Genomic DNA, 17,241 nt, shown 5'->3' with positions numbered 1-17,241 from the left:
AACGACGTGGTTCCGGTCGGGGCGTGCCGTATCGCTCGCCGACCCGACCGGTCGGTTTATCACGCTCGTGACGAAACGCCGAAGAACGTGGGACCGATCTGGAACGCGAGCGACGGCGACTACCGACGGCTGCCGCTCGTCCTGACCGTCACCGGCGCGCTCCTGCTGGGCGCGGGGATCGCCGAGGGTGCGTACCGCGCGTTCGGCCCGCCGCCGCTGTCGGTCCTGTTCCTGGCCGGGATGGCGACCAGCCTCCCCTTCTCGGTGGTCGTCGTCGCCGGCGGATACCGACTGCCGGAGACGGCCGTCCCGGCCCGGCGCTACGAGCGGATCACGAAGTGGACCGCCGCCGGGGCCGCCCTCTTCGGGGTCCTGCTCGCGTTCTTCGCCCCGCTGCTGTTCGAGACGTGGCTGACCCGGCTCGGCCTCCTCCGCTGGGGCCTCGCCATCGGAACCGGCGGCGGGTTCCTCGCCGGCTTCTACAACGCCCGGTACGTCACGGAACGGATCGCCGCCGAACGCGCACGGGTCCGGGCCGAGGAGGCCGAGGACCGCCAGGAACTGCTGGAGTACCTCAACGCGCTCCTCCGACACGAGGTGTTGAACGCCGCGACGGTCATCCGCGGCCAGGCGACGCTCGCGGAGAGCACCGACGACGAACACATCGACACCATCGAGCGGGAAGCCGACGAACTCGCGGCCGTCGTCGACGACGTCCGCTTTCTCATCCGTGCCAACGGGGCGACAGAGGAGCTGTCGCCGGTCGACCTCGTCGCCGTCGTCGAGGAGGAACTCGCCCGGCTCACGAGCCGGCACGAGGAGCTGGCCGTCGAGACCGACCTCCCGGGGAGCGCCCGGGTGTGTGCCGACGACCTGGTCGGGCACCTGTTCTCGAACCTGTTCCGGAACGCGGTGCAACACGCCGAGTCGCCGCCGGTCCGGCTCGCTGTGACGATGCGGATCGAGGCCGACAGCGTCCTCGTGCGCATCACCGACGACGGTCCCGGGGTCCCCGAACAGTTCCGGGAACACCTCTTCGACCCCGGGATCGACCGGCAGGACAGGGACAGCCGACTGGGGACCGTCATCGTCGGCCGCCTCGTCGACCGCTACGACGGGCGCATCGCCCTCGTGGAGACCGGAGCGTCCGGAACGACGATCGAGGTCGCGTTGCCCCGCCCCGACGCGTCGGCGGCCCCCGCCGGCGGCACCGAGTCCTCGTCGGCCTGAGACGGCCACTCACACCACGGGAAGACTGAAGCCCGCGATCGCCGATACACCGACCGATGGTCGAGAAGGACGCGGTCCGCCGGTCGTACGACGAACTCGCAGACGCCTACGCCGCCGAGCGCGACGAGGACGACGAGGGGATGACGGTCCTCCGGGCGTTCCGCGACGGCCTCGGTGCCGAGCCCCGCGTCCTCGACGCTGGCTGTGGCCAGGGGTCGCCGGTGCTGGCGGAACTCACGGCGTCGGCGACGGCGGTCGGGCTGGACTTCTCCCGCGAACAGCTCCGGCGGGCGGCCGAGAACGCCCCCGACGCCGCACTCTCGCAGGGCGACCTCACCCGGCTCCCCCTCGCCGACGACGCCTTCGACGCCGTCGTCGCCTACTGGTCGCTCATCCACGTCCCGCTGGCCGAACACGGGACCGTGATCGACGAGTTCGCCCGCGTCCTCCGGCCCGGCGGTCGCGCGCTGGTCTGTGAGGGAGCGAGCGAGTGGGTCGGCGAGAACCCCGACTGGCTCGACAGCGGCACGGCGATGGCCTGGGAGATCGCCGGCCCCGAGGCCACCCGCGAGCAGCTGCGCGACGCCGGGTTCCGGATCGTCGAGGAGTGGGGAGCGGCCGACTCCCTCGCCGACGAGGACGACGGCGAGGACCCCTGGACGTTCTTCGCCGCGGCGCTGGCCGACTCCTGACAGCAGCGTGACGAAAGGCCGTTGTACCTCGCGGCCAACCGATGGGTAATGAGTACGCCGACGGCGAGCGAGCGCCTCCCCGGGGCGACACGGGAGCGCCTCGCGGCGGGGGTGACGTGTGTCGACGAGCGGGAACCGCTCGCGGTCCGGAGCCCGTTCACCGACGAGCGACTGGGGTCGGTGCCGTCGTGTCAGCCGCCCGACGTGGCGGCCGCAGTCGAGCGGGCACGGGCCGCCCGCGCGGCGTGGACCGATCGACCGATCGCCGAGCGGGCCGAGATACTCCGCGAGTTCGCGGACCTGGTCCTGTCACACCGGGCGGAACTGCTGGACGTCGTGCAACTGGAGGCCGGGAAGGCCCGCGCCGACGCCCACGTCGAACTGCTCGACGTGGTGCTCAACGCGGACTACTACGCCCGCGAGGGGCCGGGCCACGTCGCCTCCGAGCGACGGGACGGCGGCTTCCCCGGCCTGACCAGGGCCGTCGAACACCGCCACCCGGTCGGCGTCGTCGGCCTCGTCGAGCCGTGGAACTACCCGCTGACGCTCGCCATCTCCGACATGCTGCCCGCGCTGCTGGCGGGCAACGCCGCCGTGCTCAAGCCCGCCGAGGCGACGCCGTTCTCCGCCCTGCGGGCCGTCGAACTGCTCCACGAGGCCGGCGTGCCCGAGGACCTCGTGCAGGTGGTCACGGGCCGCGGGGCGACGCTAGGCGAACCGCTGATCTCGTCGGTGGACTTCCTCACGTTCACCGGTAGCACCGCGACGGGCCGGACCGTCGCCGCGCTGGCCGGCGAGCACCTGGTCGACGTGTCGATGGAGCTGGGCGGGAAAAACGCCGCGGTCGTCCTCGCCGACGCCGACCTCGACGCCGCGGTCCGCGGGCTCGTCCACGGGAGCTTCGCGAACGCCGGCCAGCTGTGCATCTCCTTCGAGAGAATCTACGTCGACGAAGCGGTCTACGACGAGTTCGTCGACCGGTTCGTCGACGCGACGGCGAAGCTGGACCTGGGCGCGTCGCTTTCCTACGGCCCCGACGTGGGGTCGCTCGTCGGCCGCCACCAGCTGGAGACGGTCGAGGACCACGTCGCCGACGCCCGCGAGCGCGGTGCCACCGTCGAGGTCGGCGGCGAGCGCCGCGAGGACGTGGGCCCGTTCTTCTACGCGCCGACGGTCCTGACGGGCCTGCCCGACGACGCCACCGCCGCCTGCGAGGAGACGTTCGGCCCCGTCGTCTCGGTGTCGCCCGTCGCCGACGCCGACGCGGCCGTCGAGCGCGCCAACGACACCGACTACGGCCTCCACGCCAGCGTCTGGACCGGCGACACCGAGCGGGGGGAGCGCCTGGCCCGCCGGCTCGACGCCGGGTCGGTGTCGGTCAACGACGCCTACCTCGGGATGTGGGCGTCGACGGACGCGCCGATGGGCGGCGTCGACGACTCCGGGATCGGCCGCCGACACAGCGCCGAAGGCATTCTGAAGTACACCGAGGCCCAGACCGTGGCCACCCAGCGCGGGCACCCGCTGGTGCCCGTTCCGGGGGTTCCGAACCGACTGCTGGCCCGCGGTGCGACGCTGGGCGTCCGGGCGCTGCGCCGGCTCCGTCGGCTGGGGCCGTTCTGATGCGCTTTCTCACCGGCTTCCCCGGCTTCCTCGGATCGGCGCTGGTCGAGCGGCTGCTGGCCCGCTCGGCCGACCCCGTGACCTGCCTCGTCCAGCCCCGCTACCGCGAGCGGGCCGAGCGCCGCGCCCGCGACCTGACCGCCGCGGCCGGCGTCCCCCGGGACCGCCTCTCGCTGGTCGCGGGCGACATCACCGACCCGGACCTCGGGCTGGCCGAGTACGACCGCCTGCGCCGCGAGACCGAGCGCGTCTACCACCTCGCGGCCGTCTACGACCTCGGGGTCGACGCCGCCCTCGCCGAGCGGGTCAACGTCGACGGCACCGAGCACGTCCTCGACTTCGCCGCGGCCGCCGGCGCTGAGCGATTCCACCACGTCAGCACCTGCTACGTCAGCGGCCGGTACGACGGCGAGTTCACCCACGCGGACCTCGACGTCGGCCAGTCGTTCCACAACCACTACGAGCGCACGAAGTACGCCGCCGAGGTCGCCGTCCGGGAGCGGATGGCCGACGGGCTGCCCGCCACGATCTACCGCCCGGCCATCGCCGTCGGCGACAGCACGACCGGCGAGACCGCCAAGTACGACGGCCCGTACTACCTCCTCTCGCTGCTGCGCCGGCAGCCCCGGCTCGCGCTCGCGCCGGCCCCGCTGGACCCGACGACGACCCTGAACGTCGTGCCGCGGGACTTCGTGGTCGACGCTCTCGCCGAGCTGTCGGGGCGGCCGGACACAGTCGGCGAGGTGTACCAGCTCTGTAACCCACACCCGCCGACGATCGCCGCGCTCGTCCGGACGCTCGGCCGGGCCGCCGACCGCCGTGCCCTCCCGGTGCCCGGGACCGCCGGACTCTCCTATCGCCTCCTCGACCGCCTCCCGACGCTGGCCGACCGGCTGGGGGTCGAGCCCGAGGCGCTGCCGTACCTCTCCCAGCCGACGACCTACACCGACGCGAACACCCGACGGGCGCTGGCCGGGACGGGCGTCCGCTGCCCGCTGTTTGCGGCCTACGCCGACCGGCTGGTCGAGTACGTCCGCGACCACCCCGAGGTCGACGACGCGGCGATGGCCTGACTCAGGCGACCACCGACGCGATCGCCTCGTCCAGATCGCCGAGCCCGACCGTCTGCGCGTCGACCGTCGGCGGGTCGAGGTCGCGTTCGGTGTAGCCGGTGCCGGTCGCCACCAGCACCGTGTCGTCGGACGGTCCGATCTCGTCCCGATCCGCGAGCGCCCGCGCACCGGCCAGCGCGGTCGCACAGGCGCTCTCGACGAACAGGCCGGCCCGCTCTGACAGCGCCCGCCGCGCGTCGAGGACGGCGTCGTCGTCGACGGCGAGGACCGCCCCGCCCGTGTCGCGAGCGGCCGCAAGCACCCGGGTCCCGCTGGGCGGGTCGGCGTTCGCGATGGAGTACGCCACCGTCTCGCCGGCCGTCACCGGCGTCACCTCGTCGGCCCCCCGCTCCCAGGCGTCGGCGACGGGCGCACACGCGGCCGTCTGGACGAAGTAACACCGCGGGAGGCGATCGACGAGCCCGGCCGCTCGCAGTTCGCGCAGCCCCTTCCAGATCCCGCTGGCGTGGCCGCCGCTGGAGACCGGCAGCACGACCGCGTCGGGGACGTCGGGGGCGAAGGACTCGACGACCTCCAGCGCCGTCGTCTTCTGGCCGGCCACCCGCAGCGGGGTGTCGGAGTTGACGAACCGGACCGGCCTGTCACGGCCGAGGCGCAGCGCCTCCCGGTACAGCGCGCCGTAGTCCCCCTCGACGCGGAGGATCGTCGGGTCGTGGCGGGCGATGAGACCGAGCCGCTCAGCCGGGATGTCCGCGGGCACGAGCACCAGACAGTCCAGGCCGGCGCTGGCGGCGTGGGCGGCCATCGAGCGGGCCATATTCCCGTGGGAGACGGTGCCGACGGCCGACAGTCCCGCCGCCTCGGCGGCGGCCACGCCGACGGCGCTGCCGCGGTCCTTGAACGTCCCGGTCGGGTTGCCCCCCTCGTACTTCACGTGGACCGTCGCCCCCACGTCCGCGTCCAGTCGCGGCGCGCGGACGAGCGGCGTCCCGCCCGCGCCCGCGGCCAGCCCGGTCGGCGTCACGTCGGGCAGCAGGTCGCGGTAGCGCCACAGCGAGCGGTCGCCAGTCGCGGGCCAGTCGAACCCCGACGGCTCGGTCGCGGGCCAGAACGGCTCCCCGCAGTCACAGCGCGCTCCCTCGGCCAGTGTCGCGCTCGCACCGCAGTCGTAGCAGGTCAGCGGCAGGTCCATACCGGCGGTTCGGACCGCCCGCCCGTATCGGTGTCGCAGACTACGCCAGTTCCAGCCCCGCGCCACAGCAGTCCGAGCGGTAGCGGTCCCGCTCGTCGACGAGCGGACAGTCCCGGTAGCGCCGCGCGACCACGCCGCCGCAGTCCGCGCAGGCGAGGACGTGTTTCGGCTCGGCGAACGCCGGGCAGTGGACCTCGGTGTCCAGCTCCGCGGCCCGCTCGCGGAACGCCGCGCCGTGGCCGGTGGTGCCGTCGCGCTGGTACTGCTCGACGTGGATCAGCTCGTGGCGCAGCGTCGCCGCCCACTCGGCGCGGTCGAACGTCTCGAAGGCCTCGCGGGTCAGCGAGACGGTACACGGGAGCGGGCGGCCGTCGCTGCCCGCGACGCCGTCCCAGTCGTAGGGTTCGCCGACCGTCGCGTCGGGGAGCTTCGGCCGCTTGACGGCGGCGGCCCGGCACTTGGCCCGGGTCGACACCGTCCAGTCGACGAGGTCGAACCGGACCGCGACCCCGTACTCGCGGCGGACCTGCCGGCAGTAGGCCCGGGACCACGCAACGACGTCGGCGTCGCTCGTCACCGCCTCGTAGGCCGGCTCCGCGGTCGCGTCGTCCGCCATCAGAGTCCGGTGGGGCAGTCGACGTACGTCGTCTCCAGCCCCATATCGTCGAGTTCGGCCTGCAGCGACCGGACGCCGAACGTCTCGGTGGCGTAGTGGCCCGCGAGCACGACGTTGACGCCGGCCTCGCGGGCCTCGTGGTAGGCCTGCTGTTTCCCCTCGCCGGTGACCAGCACGTCCGCGCCCGCCTCGGCGGCCTCGTCCAGCCAGTCGACGCCGCTGCCGGTGACGATGGCGACGTCCTCGACGACCGACGGGCCGAAGTCCAGCGTCCGGACCGACCCGTCGCCGGTGTCGAGCTCCGACGCCAGCGTCCCGGTCAACTCCGACAGCGTCGTCGGCTCGGGCAGCGTGCCCCGCTGGCCGACGTGTTCCGGCCCCATCGCCCCGAAGGGGGCGCGATTGGTCAGGTCCAGCAGGTCCGCGAGGCCGGCGGCGTTGCCCAGCGACTGGTGGCCGTCCAGCGGGAGGTGGGCGACGTACAGCGCGAGGTCGTCGTCGATCAGCGGCGCGACCCGGCGGTAGGTGGTGCCGGTCACGCGCTCGACGCTGCCCCAGACGACGCCGTGGTGGGTCACCAGCAGGTCCGCGCCGGCGTCGCTCGCGCGGTCGACGGTCTCGACGGCGGCGTCGACGGCGACGGCGACGTGGTCGACGGGCTGTTCGGCGGGGCCGACCTGCAGCCCGTTGGGACTGGCGTCGAGGTCGGCGTAGGCGTCCACGTCGAGCTCGTCGTCGAGTCGGGCGGCGATGTCGCCTGCGTTCATACGCCGCCCTTCTGTCTCGGGGGTGGTAGGCCTTACTCCGGCTGGACCAGCCGGCCGTCGTCCTCGGCGATGAGGTCGCGCTCGACGGCGGCGTCGATGACGGCGTCGAACTCGCGGGGGCTGATCTCGTAGGCGCTCGTGGCGACGTCGCGTATCTCGGCCCGCTCGACGGGGAGCTGACGGTTCTGGAGGAGCCGCATCACCTTGTTGTACTCCAGTCGCGTCAGTGCCGGGTCGTCGTCCGACGACGCCTGAGTGCGGCCCTCGTCCGCGTCGTCGGACCCACCCGCCGGCTCGTCGTCCGCCCCCGCTCGCCCGGCGTCGGTCGCCGTGCTCGCCCGCTCGTCGTCGGGGTCCCCGCCCAGCAGGCTCCCGTCGTCGGACGGCTCGCCGTCCCCGCCGTCCAGCAGGTCCCCCTCCGCCGTCTCGTTGGCGTCGCCGACGGCGTCGGGATCGGGCTGGGGGTCGAGGCCGCTCTCGTCGATCAGTCCGCTCTGGTCGTCGTCGTTCGCCGCCGGGGCGTCGTCGGCCCGCAGGGTGGCGACGATCGGCTCGACGATGCTCCCGACCTTCCGCCGGCAGGTCGGACAGAGGACGACGGTCCGTTGCTCGTCGTCGGTCGGCCCGAGGTCCGACGGGACGACGGGGTACTCCGACAGCGAGGCGTCCAGGGCTGCGCCACAGAAGTAACAGGAGGAGAGTCGGTCCATACCGCGGTGGTCTCGCCCCACCTAATTAAAGCGCTCGGCGGGTCACGTCGGTCCGCGGGCGAACGCTTACGCCGTCCGCCCGCGGACTGTCCGTATGGCAAACTTCCTCTTCTGTTCGCTCGACGCCGCGTTGATCGCGGATCTCGCGTGGCAGATCCACCGAGAGGGCCACGGCGTGAAGTACTACGTCGAGGCCGAATCGGACGGGGAGATCGGCGACGGGTTCGTCCCGAAGACCGACGACTGGGAGGGGGAGGTCGAGTGGGCCGACGTCGTGATCTTCGACGACATCTGGATCGGCTCGGACGTCGGCACCGGCGCGCTCGCACAGGAACTCCGCGAGCGGGGGAAAGCAGTCGTCGGCGGCACGCCGAACACCGACCGGCTCGAAGCGGACCGCGGCTACGCGATGGCGGTCCTCGAAGAGCACGGCGTCAACACCGTCGAACACCACGTCTTCGAGGACTTCGACGCCGGCGTTCGGCACGTCCGGGAGAACCCCGCGCCGTACGTCATCAAGCCGCTCGGGGAGGTCCAGAACGTCAAGCGACTGCTCTACGTCGGGAACGAGGACGACGGCAGCGATGTCGTCGACGTCCTCCGCGCCTACGAGAAGGCGTGGGGCCACCGGATGAAAGGCTTCCAGCTCCAGCGGAAGGTCGAGGGGGTCGAGGTCGCCGTCTGCGGGTTCTTCGACGGCCAGCGGTTCGTCGACCGAGTCAACTTCAACTTCGAGCACAAGAAACTGTTCCCGGGCAACATCGGCCCGTCGACGGGCGAGATGGGCACCTCGATGTTCTGGGGCGGGCGAAACGAGCTGTTCGCGGAGACCCTCGGCAAACTCGAGGGCTGGCTCGCCGAGGAGGGCTACGTCGGGAGCATCGACCTCAACTGCATCGTCAACGAGACCGGCATCTACCCGCTGGAGTTCACGCCTCGCTTCGGCTACCCGACGATCGCACTGCAGGAGGAGTCGTTCGAATCCGCGACCGGGCAGTTCTTCTCCGACCTCGCACGCGGGAACGATCCAGAGTTGGTGGTCCACAACGGCTACCAGGTCGGTGTCCGCATCGTCCTGCCGCCGTTCCCGTTCGACGACGCGAAGACCTACGACGAGAACTCCCGGAACGCCGCGATCGTCTTCGACGGCGAGAGCCGCGAGGGCGTCCACCTGGAGGACACGAAGCAGGTCGACGGCCAGTGGCGGGTCGCCGGCGAGAGCGGGATGCCCCTCGTCGTGACCGGCAAGGGCGAGACGATGCAGAACGCCCGAGAGCAGGCCTACGAGCGCGTGGACGACGTCATCGTCCCGAACCTCTACTACCGCGACGACATCGGGGAGCGGTGGATCGACGGCGACGGCGATCGGTTACAGGCCTGGGGCTACCTCGGGCCGCAGTCGTAGGCCGTCGCCGATCGATCGGTGGGCGAGCGCGGGGCCGCCGTGGCCGGGAACCGACCGACTCGGCGCACGCCGAACGGCTCCATATGCCCGTCGAACCCCAACTCCCGGTGTCAGATGCACGCTCACACCGACGCCGACGACCTCGACGTCTCGCGGTTCGATCACGACGACGGCTGGACCGTCGCGGTCGATCTCGGTCCGGGTGCGGACGAGGCGGTCACCGTCGACCTGGTCGGCGACACCGCGATCGTCGCCGTCGACGCACCCGGCGGCCGGACGGAGTTCGACGTGTCGCTCCCCGAGGCGGGCGGGCACGCGCGACTCAACAACGGCGTCCTCGTCGTCGAGGCCGGCGACGCTCAGTCGTAGCGACGGACGCCCAGGACGCCGCCGGCGGCGAGGACGAGACCGGCGACGACCGCGAGCGAGAGGCCGATCCCGGGTCGGACCGCCGCGCCCAGTCGGACGTACTCGACGCCCGCGACGCCGACGACGACCGCGCCGCCGGCGACGGCGACGAGGGCGCTGGTCCGCTCGTGGCGCAGCACCGCGGCGGTGGCGAACACGGCCAGCGCGGCGACGACGGTCAGGAACCCGACCCCCTCGTAGCCGACGGCCGCCGCCCCGCCCGGGGTGTCTGCCGCCACCCGCCAGGCGAGAAACGACGAGAGCACGGCGAGGACGACCCCGGCGAACACGACGGCGTCCGGCCGGTCCAGCTCCAGCGACACCATGTCCGACCGGTACGACCGCCCGGGACATCGTGGTTCCGGTCCCGGCCATCCACAAGAGCTATCCGCGCGTTGGCCGGACCGTCCGGTAATGACGAGCGCTCCCGAGACGGCCGAGGAGCTGCCGACCCTTCGCGGCTCCGTTCCGCCGGTGCGCGAGTGGCTCCGGACCTTCGCGATCGGTATCTGTATGGGGAGTGCCGACGCCGTCCCCGGCGTCTCCGGCGGCACCATCGCCCTCATCGCCGGCATCTACGGCCGGCTCATCGCGATGGTGACGGCCGTCACGCCCGAGCGGGCCCTGTCGCTGCTCGACGCGCTGGTCCCGACCGGCGACGGCGTCTCGGTCCGCCGGGCGCTGTCCGTCTGGGAGGCCGTCGACGGCTGGTTCGGGCTGGCGCTGCTGTCCGGCGTCCTCACCGCGATCGTCGTCGTCACCCGGATCGTCCACGTCGCCAGCGAGCGCTACCCGACGCTGCTCTTCGGCTTCTTCTTCGGGCTGATCGCCGCGTCGGCGGTCATCCTCCTGCGCGAACTCGCCGTCCGGACCGGCGGGCAGGCCGCCGCCGGTGTCGCGGGCGTCGTGATCGCCTTCCTGCTGTCGGGGCCGGTCGAGTTCTTGGAGAGCGGCGGCCTCCCGCTGGTGTTCGTCGCCGGAGCCATCGCCGTCAGCGCGATGATCCTCCCGGGGATCTCCGGGTCGCTGCTGCTGGTCATCCTCGGGCAGTATACCCGAATGTCGGACGCACTCAGCCTGTTCCTCGAGTCGCTCGTGGGACTGGCGACGGGCGGGCCGCTCGCCGCCGTCGTCGAGTACGGCACCGTCGTCGTCACGTTCGTCCTCGGCGGCGTGGTCGGGCTGTTCACCATCTCGCGGGCGGTCCGACGGGCGCTGGACTGGAACCGCCAGGCGACGATGGCGTTCCTCATCGGCCTCGTCGTCGGCGCGCTGCGCGCACCGGTCAACGAGGTCCGGACCGAGGTCGGCCTCTCGACGGAGGTGGCACTGGCGTTCGCCGGTGCGGCCGTCGTCGGCGCGGTCGCCCTGCTGATCCTGGACTACGTGGCCGTCGATCTCGACCTCGACACGGTGTGAGCCGACGGCCTGGCCGCTCCGCCCCGTTCAGAAGCCGAACCCGCGGCGGTACTGCGGCGGCGTCTCGATCTCGTCGGTTGCGTCCAGCGCCGCCGCCGCGTGGATGGCGAAGTACGGGTCCCGGAGGTGCTCCCGGCCCACGATGGCGAGGTCCGCACGGTCGTTGGCGACGATCGCCTCGGCCTGCTCGGGCGTGGTGATCCCGCCGACGGCCCCCACGGCGACGTCCGACTCCGTCTCCTCGCGGAGCCGCTCGGCGTACCGCAGCTGGTAGTTCGGGCCGGCGTAGTCGGGCCGGGAGTCCGGGTGGACGCCGCCGCCGCTGACGTCGATCAGGTCCGCGCCGGCCTCGTGGAGGCGGTCGGCGAGCCGGACCGAGTCCGCGACCGTCCAGGACTCGCGGTCGGGCAGCCAGTCCGTCGCGGAGATGCGCACGAACACCGGCTTGCCGTCGGGCCAGACCTCGCGGACCGCCGCCGTCACCTCGCGGACGAGCCGCGTCCGGCCGGCGAAGCCGCCGCCGTAGTCGTCCTCGCGGCGGTTCGTCACCGGCGACAGGAACTCGTGCAGCAGGTAGCCGTGGGCGGCGTGGACCTCCGCGACCTCGAAGCCGGCGTCGAGGGCGCGCTCGGCGGCCGCGCGGAACGAGTCTATCACGGCCTCGATACCGTCCTGGTCGAGCCGCTCGGTCCGGGGGGCCTCGCCGTCGTCGCACGGCCAGGGCTCGCCGGAGGGGCCGACGACGTCCCAGCCGCCCTCCTCGGGACCGAGCGGCCCGTGGCCCTCCCACGGTCGCCTCGTCGACGCCTTCCGGCCGGCGTGGGCCAGCTGGATGCCGGGGACGCCGCCCTGGCGGCTGATCTGCTCGGTGATGGGCTCCAGGGCGGCGGCGTGGTCGTCGCTCCAGATCCCCAGGTCCTCCGGGGAGATGCGGCCCCGCGGCTCGACGGCGGTGGCCTCCGCGAGGACGAGGCCGGCCCCGCCGACGGCCCGGGAGCCGAGGTGGGTTCGGTGCCAGTCGGTGGCGAGGCCGTCCCGGTCCTCGCAGGAGTACTGGCACATCGGCGACACCGTCACGCGGTTCGGGATCGTCGTCTCCCGCAGTTCCAGCGGCGAGAACAGCGCTGTCATCGCCGGCGGTTGGCGGCCGAGCCGGATAACCGCACGGGCGAACGGCGGCGTTGCCGGGACCCCGTGCGGAGTACCCGGATTTATGCCGGCGTAGACGGAACGTGACCCTGTCACGTCTACTCATGGTCAGTCTCACGGTCGACGAGGTGACGGTCCTGCACGTCGACGACGAACCAGGGTTCGCCGAGATGGTCGCGGAGTTCCTCGAACGCGAGGACGACGCCTTCTCCGTACAGACGACCGCCCGCGTGACTGAGGCGCTGAACGCCCTGGGGGAGACGGAGGTGGACTGCATCGTCAGCGACTACGACATGCCCGACCGTGACGGCCTGGAGTTCCTCGAAGTGGTGCGGGACGACTACCCCGACCTCCCGTTCATCCTGTTCACCGGCCGGGGCTCCGAGGAGATCGCGAGTCGGGCCATCTCCGCCGGCGTCACCGAGTACCTCCAGAAGGACGGCGGGACGGAACAGTACGCGATCCTGGCCAACCGGATCCGCAACACCGTCCGGACCAGCCGCGCCGAGACAGCCGTCTCGCGGACCGAGGACCGCTACCACAACCTCGTCGACACGGCCCCGATCCCCATCGTCCTCTTCGACGAGGACCGGCGGGCGCTGTACGCGAACGACCGGGCCGTCGAGTTCCTCAACGCCGACGCGGAGGCCGACGTGGTGGGTCGGACGATGGAGTCGTTCCTCCACCCCGACGACAGGGCCCGGGCCGGTGACCGCTTCGAGCGGCTGATGCGGGAGGCGACGTCGCTGCCCGAACGGGAGTTCCGCGTGCGAGCGCTCGACGGGGAGATCAAGCGGGCGAAGGTGGCGACAGCGCCGGGTCACTACCGCGGCGAGCGGGTCGCGCAGGCGATGGTGTACCGGTAGTCGCGCTACCGCAACACGACGCTCCCCAGCCGCGTCTCCGAGAGGTCGAAGTCGAAGCGGTCGGTCCACAGCAACCCCGCCCCGAGCAGGCCCGCAAGCGCGACGGGGAGCCAGTTCGCGTAGACGGCGTTGACGGTGCCCCAGAGGAGCACGAAGCTCACCAGGTCGTCGAGCATGAACTCACACTCCGCGAGCCGGCGGCGCAGCCCCGCGCGGTCGAAGCCCAGGTCGAACAGGACGACGGCGACGGTCCCCGACAGGAGCCAGCCCCGGTAGTTCGACCACGGGACGCCGTAGAACTGCTCGACCTCGTAGGTCCAGAACCCCAGGCCGACCGCGCCCGGGTCGAGCACGAGGTCGATCAACAGCACGGTCGCCAGCGTCGCCAGCAGCCTGAGCGGCGTCGCGTCGGCCCGCTCGCCCAGCAGCAACAGGACCAGCAGGTAGGCGTTCAGCACGAGCGGGAAGAAGAACACGGGCAGCCCCAGCGGCACCTCGCCGAGTATCATCGGGCCGAGGTCGACGCCGTAGGTGAACGCGCCGTAGGGCCACCCCGTCGTGACGCCGACGTACTCGATGGCGTAGGAGTAGGCCGTCAGCGCCAGCAGGGCGGCGGTCGCCCGGCGGTCCAACAGGGGAGCGACCCCCGCGACGAGGGGCAGCCGCATCACGAGCGTCCCGAACAGGACGAGCGCGGGGTTGAACGCCAGCCACGGCGGCACCGGGAGTTCGGCGCTCGCCAGCAGCATCGTCGCGCCGACGACGGGGAAGACGACCGAGATGGTGAAGCGGTGCTCGCGGACGGCGGCGTCGAAGCGCGCGACGGCCTCCGCTCGGTCCTCGGGGACCGGCCAGCCCAGCGCCTCAGCCATACAGCATCACCCACAGGCCCAGCAGCGTGAACACCATTCCGACGAGGGTGTTGATGGCGGGGTACCACCAGTAGGCCTCGTCGATGTCGACCCCGATCCCGAGGATGCCGAACACGAGCGCCGGGTAGACGAGCAGGACGAGGCCGAACACCCAGTGGACGATCGCGAAGGCGAACGCGGCCAGCAGCCAGCAGATGACACAGTAGTAGTAGGTGTTCGGTCCCATCACCGTCGCGGTCGTCCGGATGCCGGCCTCGCGGTCGGGTTCGATGTCCGGGATGGCGGAGAAGGTGTGCATCCCCATCGTCCAGAGCCACGCGCCGACGACGGCCGCGATCGGCGGCGCGACGCCTTCGATGGCCGTGTAGGCGACCGCCCCCGGCAGGATGTACAGCCCGTTCGAGATCGAGTCGAGGAACGGCGTCGTCTTGAACCGCAGCGGCGGGGCCGAGTACTCGACGGCGAGGAACGCCCACGCGCCAAGCGCCAGCAGGCCCAGCGGCGCGAGGAACGGGACGAACGCGAGCGCCAGCAGCCCGGTCCCGACGATGGTCCAGAACACGACCGAGTCGCCGCGGTAGCTGACCTCCCGGCCCTCGTCTTTCTTGGGGTTGTGCTCGTCGACGTCGCGGTCGAAGACGTCGTTGACGCCGTAGAGGAAGACGTTCGCCGGGACGGTGAAGTAGAGGAACAGCGCGACCGCAAGCGGCGAGAACAGCTCGCCGACGGCGTCGGCCGCGTAGGTGACGCCGACGACGACGGGGCCGCCCTGGTACAGCCAGAACCGCGGCCGCGAGAGCCAGAACAGGTAGCCCGGACGCGTCTCCTCGGAGGGGGCGACCTCCCGAAGGCGGTCCGTGACGGTGCTCATGCGTTGTCGCGGATCAGTCGCTGGGCGGTGTGTTCGCCGCTGATGAGACACATCGGGACGCCGATGCCCGGCGTCGTGAACGAGCCGGTGAAGTAGAGGCCGTCGACGGCCGACGAGCGGTTGTTCGGGCGCAGGAGCGCGGTCTGCCGGAGCGTGTGGGCCAGTCCCAGTGCCGTGCCTTCGGTGGCGTTGTACCGCTCGCCGAAGTCCGAGACGGCGAACTGCTCCTCGAAGACGATGCGGTCCCGCAGGTCGACGCCGGTGTTGTCGGCCACGTCGGCCAGGATCTTCTCGCGGTACGCCTCGCGGACCGACTCCCCGTCGTGCAGGCCCGGCGCGACGGGCACCAAGACGAACAGGTTCGAGTGGCCCTCCGGGGCGACGTTGTCGTCGGTCTCGCTTGGCACACAGAGGTAGTAGGCCGGTTCGTCGGGCCAGTCGGGGTCCTCGAAGACGGCGTCGAAGTGGGGGTCCCAGTCGGTCGGGAGCACGAGCGTGTGGTGGGCCAGCGGGTCCACGTCGCCCTCGACACCGAGGTACAGCAGGAACGCGGAGGGGGCGTAGGTCCGGTCGTCCCAGTAGCCGTCGTCGTACTGGCGCTCGTGGTCGGGCAGCAGCTCGCGCTCGGCGTGGGCGTAGTCGGCGTTGACGACCACCTCGTCGGGGTGGTAGCCGTCGCCGTCGACGGTCTCGACGAGGAAGCCCCGCTTCCGGCGCGTGATCTCGCTCACCTCGCTGCCGGTCTCGTATGTGACGCCGAGTTCCCCGCCCAGCTCGACGACGGCGTCGACGACCGTACCGAGGCCGCCGGTGGCCTCGTCGTCGTCCAGCGGCCGCGGGTAGTAGACGCCGAGGTTGAAGTCGACGTGGCTCATCATGTTGTACAGCGCCGGCGTGTTCTTCGGGGAGCCGCCCAGGAACACCAGCGTGTACTGCATGATCTGCTGGAGCTTCGGGTGCTCGAAGTAGTCCTCGACGTGGCCCTGCATCGATCCGAGCAGCTGCAGGCCGATCGGCGCGGCGGTCATCACGTCGAGGTCGACCCAGTCGCGCAGGCGCGAGCGGTCCTCGTAGACGAACTTCTCCATCGCGGTCTCGTAGTGGCGCTCGCTGGTCGCGAGGTAGTCCTCGAAGGCCTCGGCCGCGCCGGGTTCGTAGGCCTCGAACTGCTCGGCCATCGCGTCGACGTCGCCGGTCACGTCCAGCCGGTCGCCGTCCTTGAAGAAGATCCGGTAGTGGGGGTCGAGCCGCTCCAGTTCGTAGTAGTCCCCGGGCTCGCGATCGAAGTGGGCGAAGAACCGCTCGAACACGTCGGGCATCAGGTACCACGACGGCCCCATGTCGAAGGTGAACCCCTCGGCCGCCAGCCGGGAGGCACGGCCCCCGAGCTGGTCGTTCTTCTCCAGCAGCCGGACGTCGGCACCGGCGTCGGCGAGGAAACAGGCGGCCGAGAGCCCGCCGAACCCGCCGCCGACGACGACCACGTCTTCACCGGACACGTCACTCATTAGGCGTCTCTCGGGCCGGCGCGATGATAAAGCCGTGGCCAAACAGGGTGGGTGTGGCAAACCGGGGCAGGGGAGGCGAGCGGCGTCGCCCGTCCCGATGCAAACCGGGATGTGGCTGGCACCGGTAATTGGGGTATGGACGACGCGACAGTTGTCGTGACCGGGGCCAGCCGAGGCATCGGCGAGGGCGTCGCACGGGCGGTGGCGAGCGCGGGCGGCCACCCCGTCTGCTGTGCTCGCGACGGGGAGGCGCTGGGGGAGGTAGTCGACGGGATCGAGGCCGACGGCGGCGCGGCGACGGCCGTCAGGGCCGACGTCCGCGACGAGTTCGACGTGGAGCGACTCGCCGAGCGGGCGGCCCGCGTCGACGGGCGGATCGACGCCGTCGTCGCCAACGCCGGCGTCTACCACGGCGACGCCGGCGGGACGCCGCTGGACGAGGAGAGCTACGCGGCCTTCGACGACCACCTGCGGACGAACGCCCGGGGCGTGTTCGCCACCGTCCGCGAGGCCGTCCCCCACCTCGCCGACGGCGCTCGGGTGGTCGTCCCCACGGGGGCCGTCGCCCGCCAGGGGATGCCCGGCTACGGCTCCTACGCCGTCTCGAAGGCCGCCGCCGAGGCCGTCGTCCGTGGCTTCGCCGCCGACGTCGACGCGACCGTCGGCGCGGTCGACCCCGGGAAGGTGGCGACCGACCTCTCGGGGGAGGGCGGCCGCGACCCCGCCGACGTCGCCGGGATGGTTGTGTGGGCACTGACCGACGCCCCGGCCGCGGACCTCGACGGCGCGGTCCTGGACTGGGGAGACTACCGGCGGGCCACCCGATGAGGCCGACCGACG

Annotated in this window: 18 protein-coding genes; 9 read left to right on the top strand and 9 right to left on the bottom strand. The window is 72.1% G+C overall.

The features are described 5' to 3' along the window. Positions 1 to 87 precede the first annotated feature (87 nt). The 4 genes from P0592_RS02345 to P0592_RS02330 are packed head-to-tail and all read left to right on the top strand — an operon-like array spanning position 88 to position 4,618. Positions 88 to 1,230, top strand: coding sequence for a sensor histidine kinase (locus tag P0592_RS02345; RefSeq protein ID WP_276272659.1), 1,143 nt, complete (start codon positions 88 to 90; stop codon positions 1,228 to 1,230). Positions 1,231 to 1,286: 56 nt separating this feature from the next. Beyond that, entirely contained in the window at positions 1,287 to 1,922 is a 636-nt protein-coding gene (locus P0592_RS02340) for a class I SAM-dependent methyltransferase (RefSeq protein WP_276272658.1), read from the top strand. Between the two features lie 48 nt (positions 1,923 to 1,970). After that, positions 1,971 to 3,545: a succinic semialdehyde dehydrogenase gene (locus P0592_RS02335; protein ID WP_276272657.1), complete on the top strand. Its 1,575-nt coding sequence runs from the start codon at positions 1,971 to 1,973 to the stop codon at positions 3,543 to 3,545. After that, positions 3,545 to 4,618, top strand: a complete 1,074-nt coding sequence (locus tag P0592_RS02330) for an SDR family oxidoreductase (protein WP_276272656.1) — start codon at positions 3,545 to 3,547, stop codon at positions 4,616 to 4,618. Before P0592_RS02335 ends, P0592_RS02330 begins: the two co-directional genes overlap by 1 nt. 1 nt (position 4,619) lies before the next feature. On the opposite strand, the gene thrC is transcribed toward P0592_RS02330, so the two are convergent. The 4 genes from thrC to P0592_RS02310 are packed head-to-tail and all read right to left on the bottom strand — an operon-like array spanning position 4,620 to position 7,903. After that, positions 4,620 to 5,810, bottom strand: coding sequence for a threonine synthase (thrC, locus tag P0592_RS02325; protein WP_276272655.1), 1,191 nt, complete (start codon positions 5,808 to 5,810; stop codon positions 4,620 to 4,622). Between the two features lie 40 nt (positions 5,811 to 5,850). Further along, positions 5,851 to 6,426 (bottom strand): SprT-like domain-containing protein, encoded by a 576-nt coding sequence (locus P0592_RS02320; RefSeq protein ID WP_276272654.1) that lies wholly within the window; start codon positions 6,424 to 6,426, stop codon positions 5,851 to 5,853. After that, complete coding sequence (locus P0592_RS02315) at positions 6,426 to 7,193, bottom strand: Nif3-like dinuclear metal center hexameric protein (RefSeq protein ID WP_276272653.1); 768 nt, start codon at positions 7,191 to 7,193, stop codon at positions 6,426 to 6,428. The genes P0592_RS02320 and P0592_RS02315 overlap by 1 nt, the downstream gene beginning before the upstream one ends. Positions 7,194 to 7,225: 32 nt before the next feature. Then, the gene (locus tag P0592_RS02310; protein ID WP_276272652.1) at positions 7,226 to 7,903 is read right to left on the bottom strand and encodes a hypothetical protein; all 678 of its coding nucleotides are present in this window, start codon (positions 7,901 to 7,903) and stop codon (positions 7,226 to 7,228) included. A gap of 94 nt (positions 7,904 to 7,997) precedes the next feature. On the opposite strand from P0592_RS02310, the gene P0592_RS02305 reads away from it, so the two are divergent. Further along, positions 7,998 to 9,308: a phosphoribosylamine--glycine ligase gene (locus tag P0592_RS02305; RefSeq protein ID WP_276272651.1), complete on the top strand. Its 1,311-nt coding sequence runs from the start codon at positions 7,998 to 8,000 to the stop codon at positions 9,306 to 9,308. A gap of 114 nt (positions 9,309 to 9,422) precedes the next feature. After that, positions 9,423 to 9,677: a DUF7127 family protein gene (locus tag P0592_RS02300; RefSeq protein WP_276272650.1), complete on the top strand. Its 255-nt coding sequence runs from the start codon at positions 9,423 to 9,425 to the stop codon at positions 9,675 to 9,677. Here P0592_RS02300 and P0592_RS02295 read toward each other — a convergent pair. Continuing rightward, positions 9,668 to 10,042 (bottom strand): hypothetical protein, encoded by a 375-nt coding sequence (locus P0592_RS02295; protein WP_276272649.1) that lies wholly within the window; start codon positions 10,040 to 10,042, stop codon positions 9,668 to 9,670. The genes P0592_RS02300 and P0592_RS02295 overlap by 10 nt on opposite strands. 88 nt (positions 10,043 to 10,130) lie before the next feature. Between P0592_RS02295 and P0592_RS02290 the strand changes: the two genes are divergently transcribed. Then, on the top strand, positions 10,131 to 11,135 hold the full coding sequence (locus P0592_RS02290; RefSeq protein ID WP_276272648.1) for a DUF368 domain-containing protein: 1,005 nt from the start codon (positions 10,131 to 10,133) through the stop codon (positions 11,133 to 11,135). Positions 11,136 to 11,162: 27 nt separating this feature from the next. On the opposite strand, the gene P0592_RS02285 is transcribed toward P0592_RS02290, so the two are convergent. Continuing rightward, positions 11,163 to 12,266, bottom strand: coding sequence for an NADH:flavin oxidoreductase/NADH oxidase (locus tag P0592_RS02285; protein ID WP_276272647.1), 1,104 nt, complete (start codon positions 12,264 to 12,266; stop codon positions 11,163 to 11,165). Positions 12,267 to 12,388: 122 nt separating this feature from the next. On the opposite strand from P0592_RS02285, the gene P0592_RS02280 reads away from it, so the two are divergent. Continuing rightward, the gene (locus P0592_RS02280; protein ID WP_276272646.1) at positions 12,389 to 13,150 is read left to right on the top strand and encodes a response regulator; all 762 of its coding nucleotides are present in this window, start codon (positions 12,389 to 12,391) and stop codon (positions 13,148 to 13,150) included. Positions 13,151 to 13,155: 5 nt separating this feature from the next. Here the strand turns inward: P0592_RS02280 and cruF are convergent, their stop codons facing one another. The 3 genes from cruF to crtD are packed head-to-tail and all read right to left on the bottom strand — an operon-like array spanning position 13,156 to position 16,623. Next, positions 13,156 to 14,022 carry a bisanhydrobacterioruberin hydratase gene (gene cruF, locus P0592_RS02275; RefSeq protein WP_276272645.1) on the bottom strand — a complete coding sequence of 289 codons (867 nt, stop codon included), beginning with the start codon at positions 14,020 to 14,022 and terminating at the stop codon, positions 13,156 to 13,158. Further along, entirely contained in the window at positions 14,015 to 14,893 is an 879-nt protein-coding gene (locus tag P0592_RS02270) for a prenyltransferase (protein WP_276272644.1), read from the bottom strand. Before P0592_RS02270 ends, cruF begins: the two co-directional genes overlap by 8 nt. Continuing rightward, positions 14,890 to 16,623, bottom strand: a complete 1,734-nt coding sequence (gene crtD / locus P0592_RS02265; protein ID WP_336406666.1) for a carotenoid 3,4-desaturase — start codon at positions 16,621 to 16,623, stop codon at positions 14,890 to 14,892. The genes P0592_RS02270 and crtD overlap by 4 nt, the downstream gene beginning before the upstream one ends. Here crtD and P0592_RS02260 point away from each other — a divergent pair. Continuing rightward, positions 16,537 to 17,229 carry an SDR family NAD(P)-dependent oxidoreductase gene (locus P0592_RS02260; RefSeq protein WP_276272642.1) on the top strand — a complete coding sequence of 231 codons (693 nt, stop codon included), beginning with the start codon at positions 16,537 to 16,539 and terminating at the stop codon, positions 17,227 to 17,229. The two genes, crtD and P0592_RS02260, sit on opposite strands and share 87 nt — an antisense overlap. Positions 17,230 to 17,241: the final 12 nt, after the last annotated feature.

This window comes from Haloarcula litorea, assembly GCF_029338195.1.
GTDB lineage: Archaea > Halobacteriota > Halobacteria > Halobacteriales > Haloarculaceae > Haloarcula > Haloarcula litorea.
This window is presented reverse-complemented; position numbering and strand designations above follow the sequence as displayed.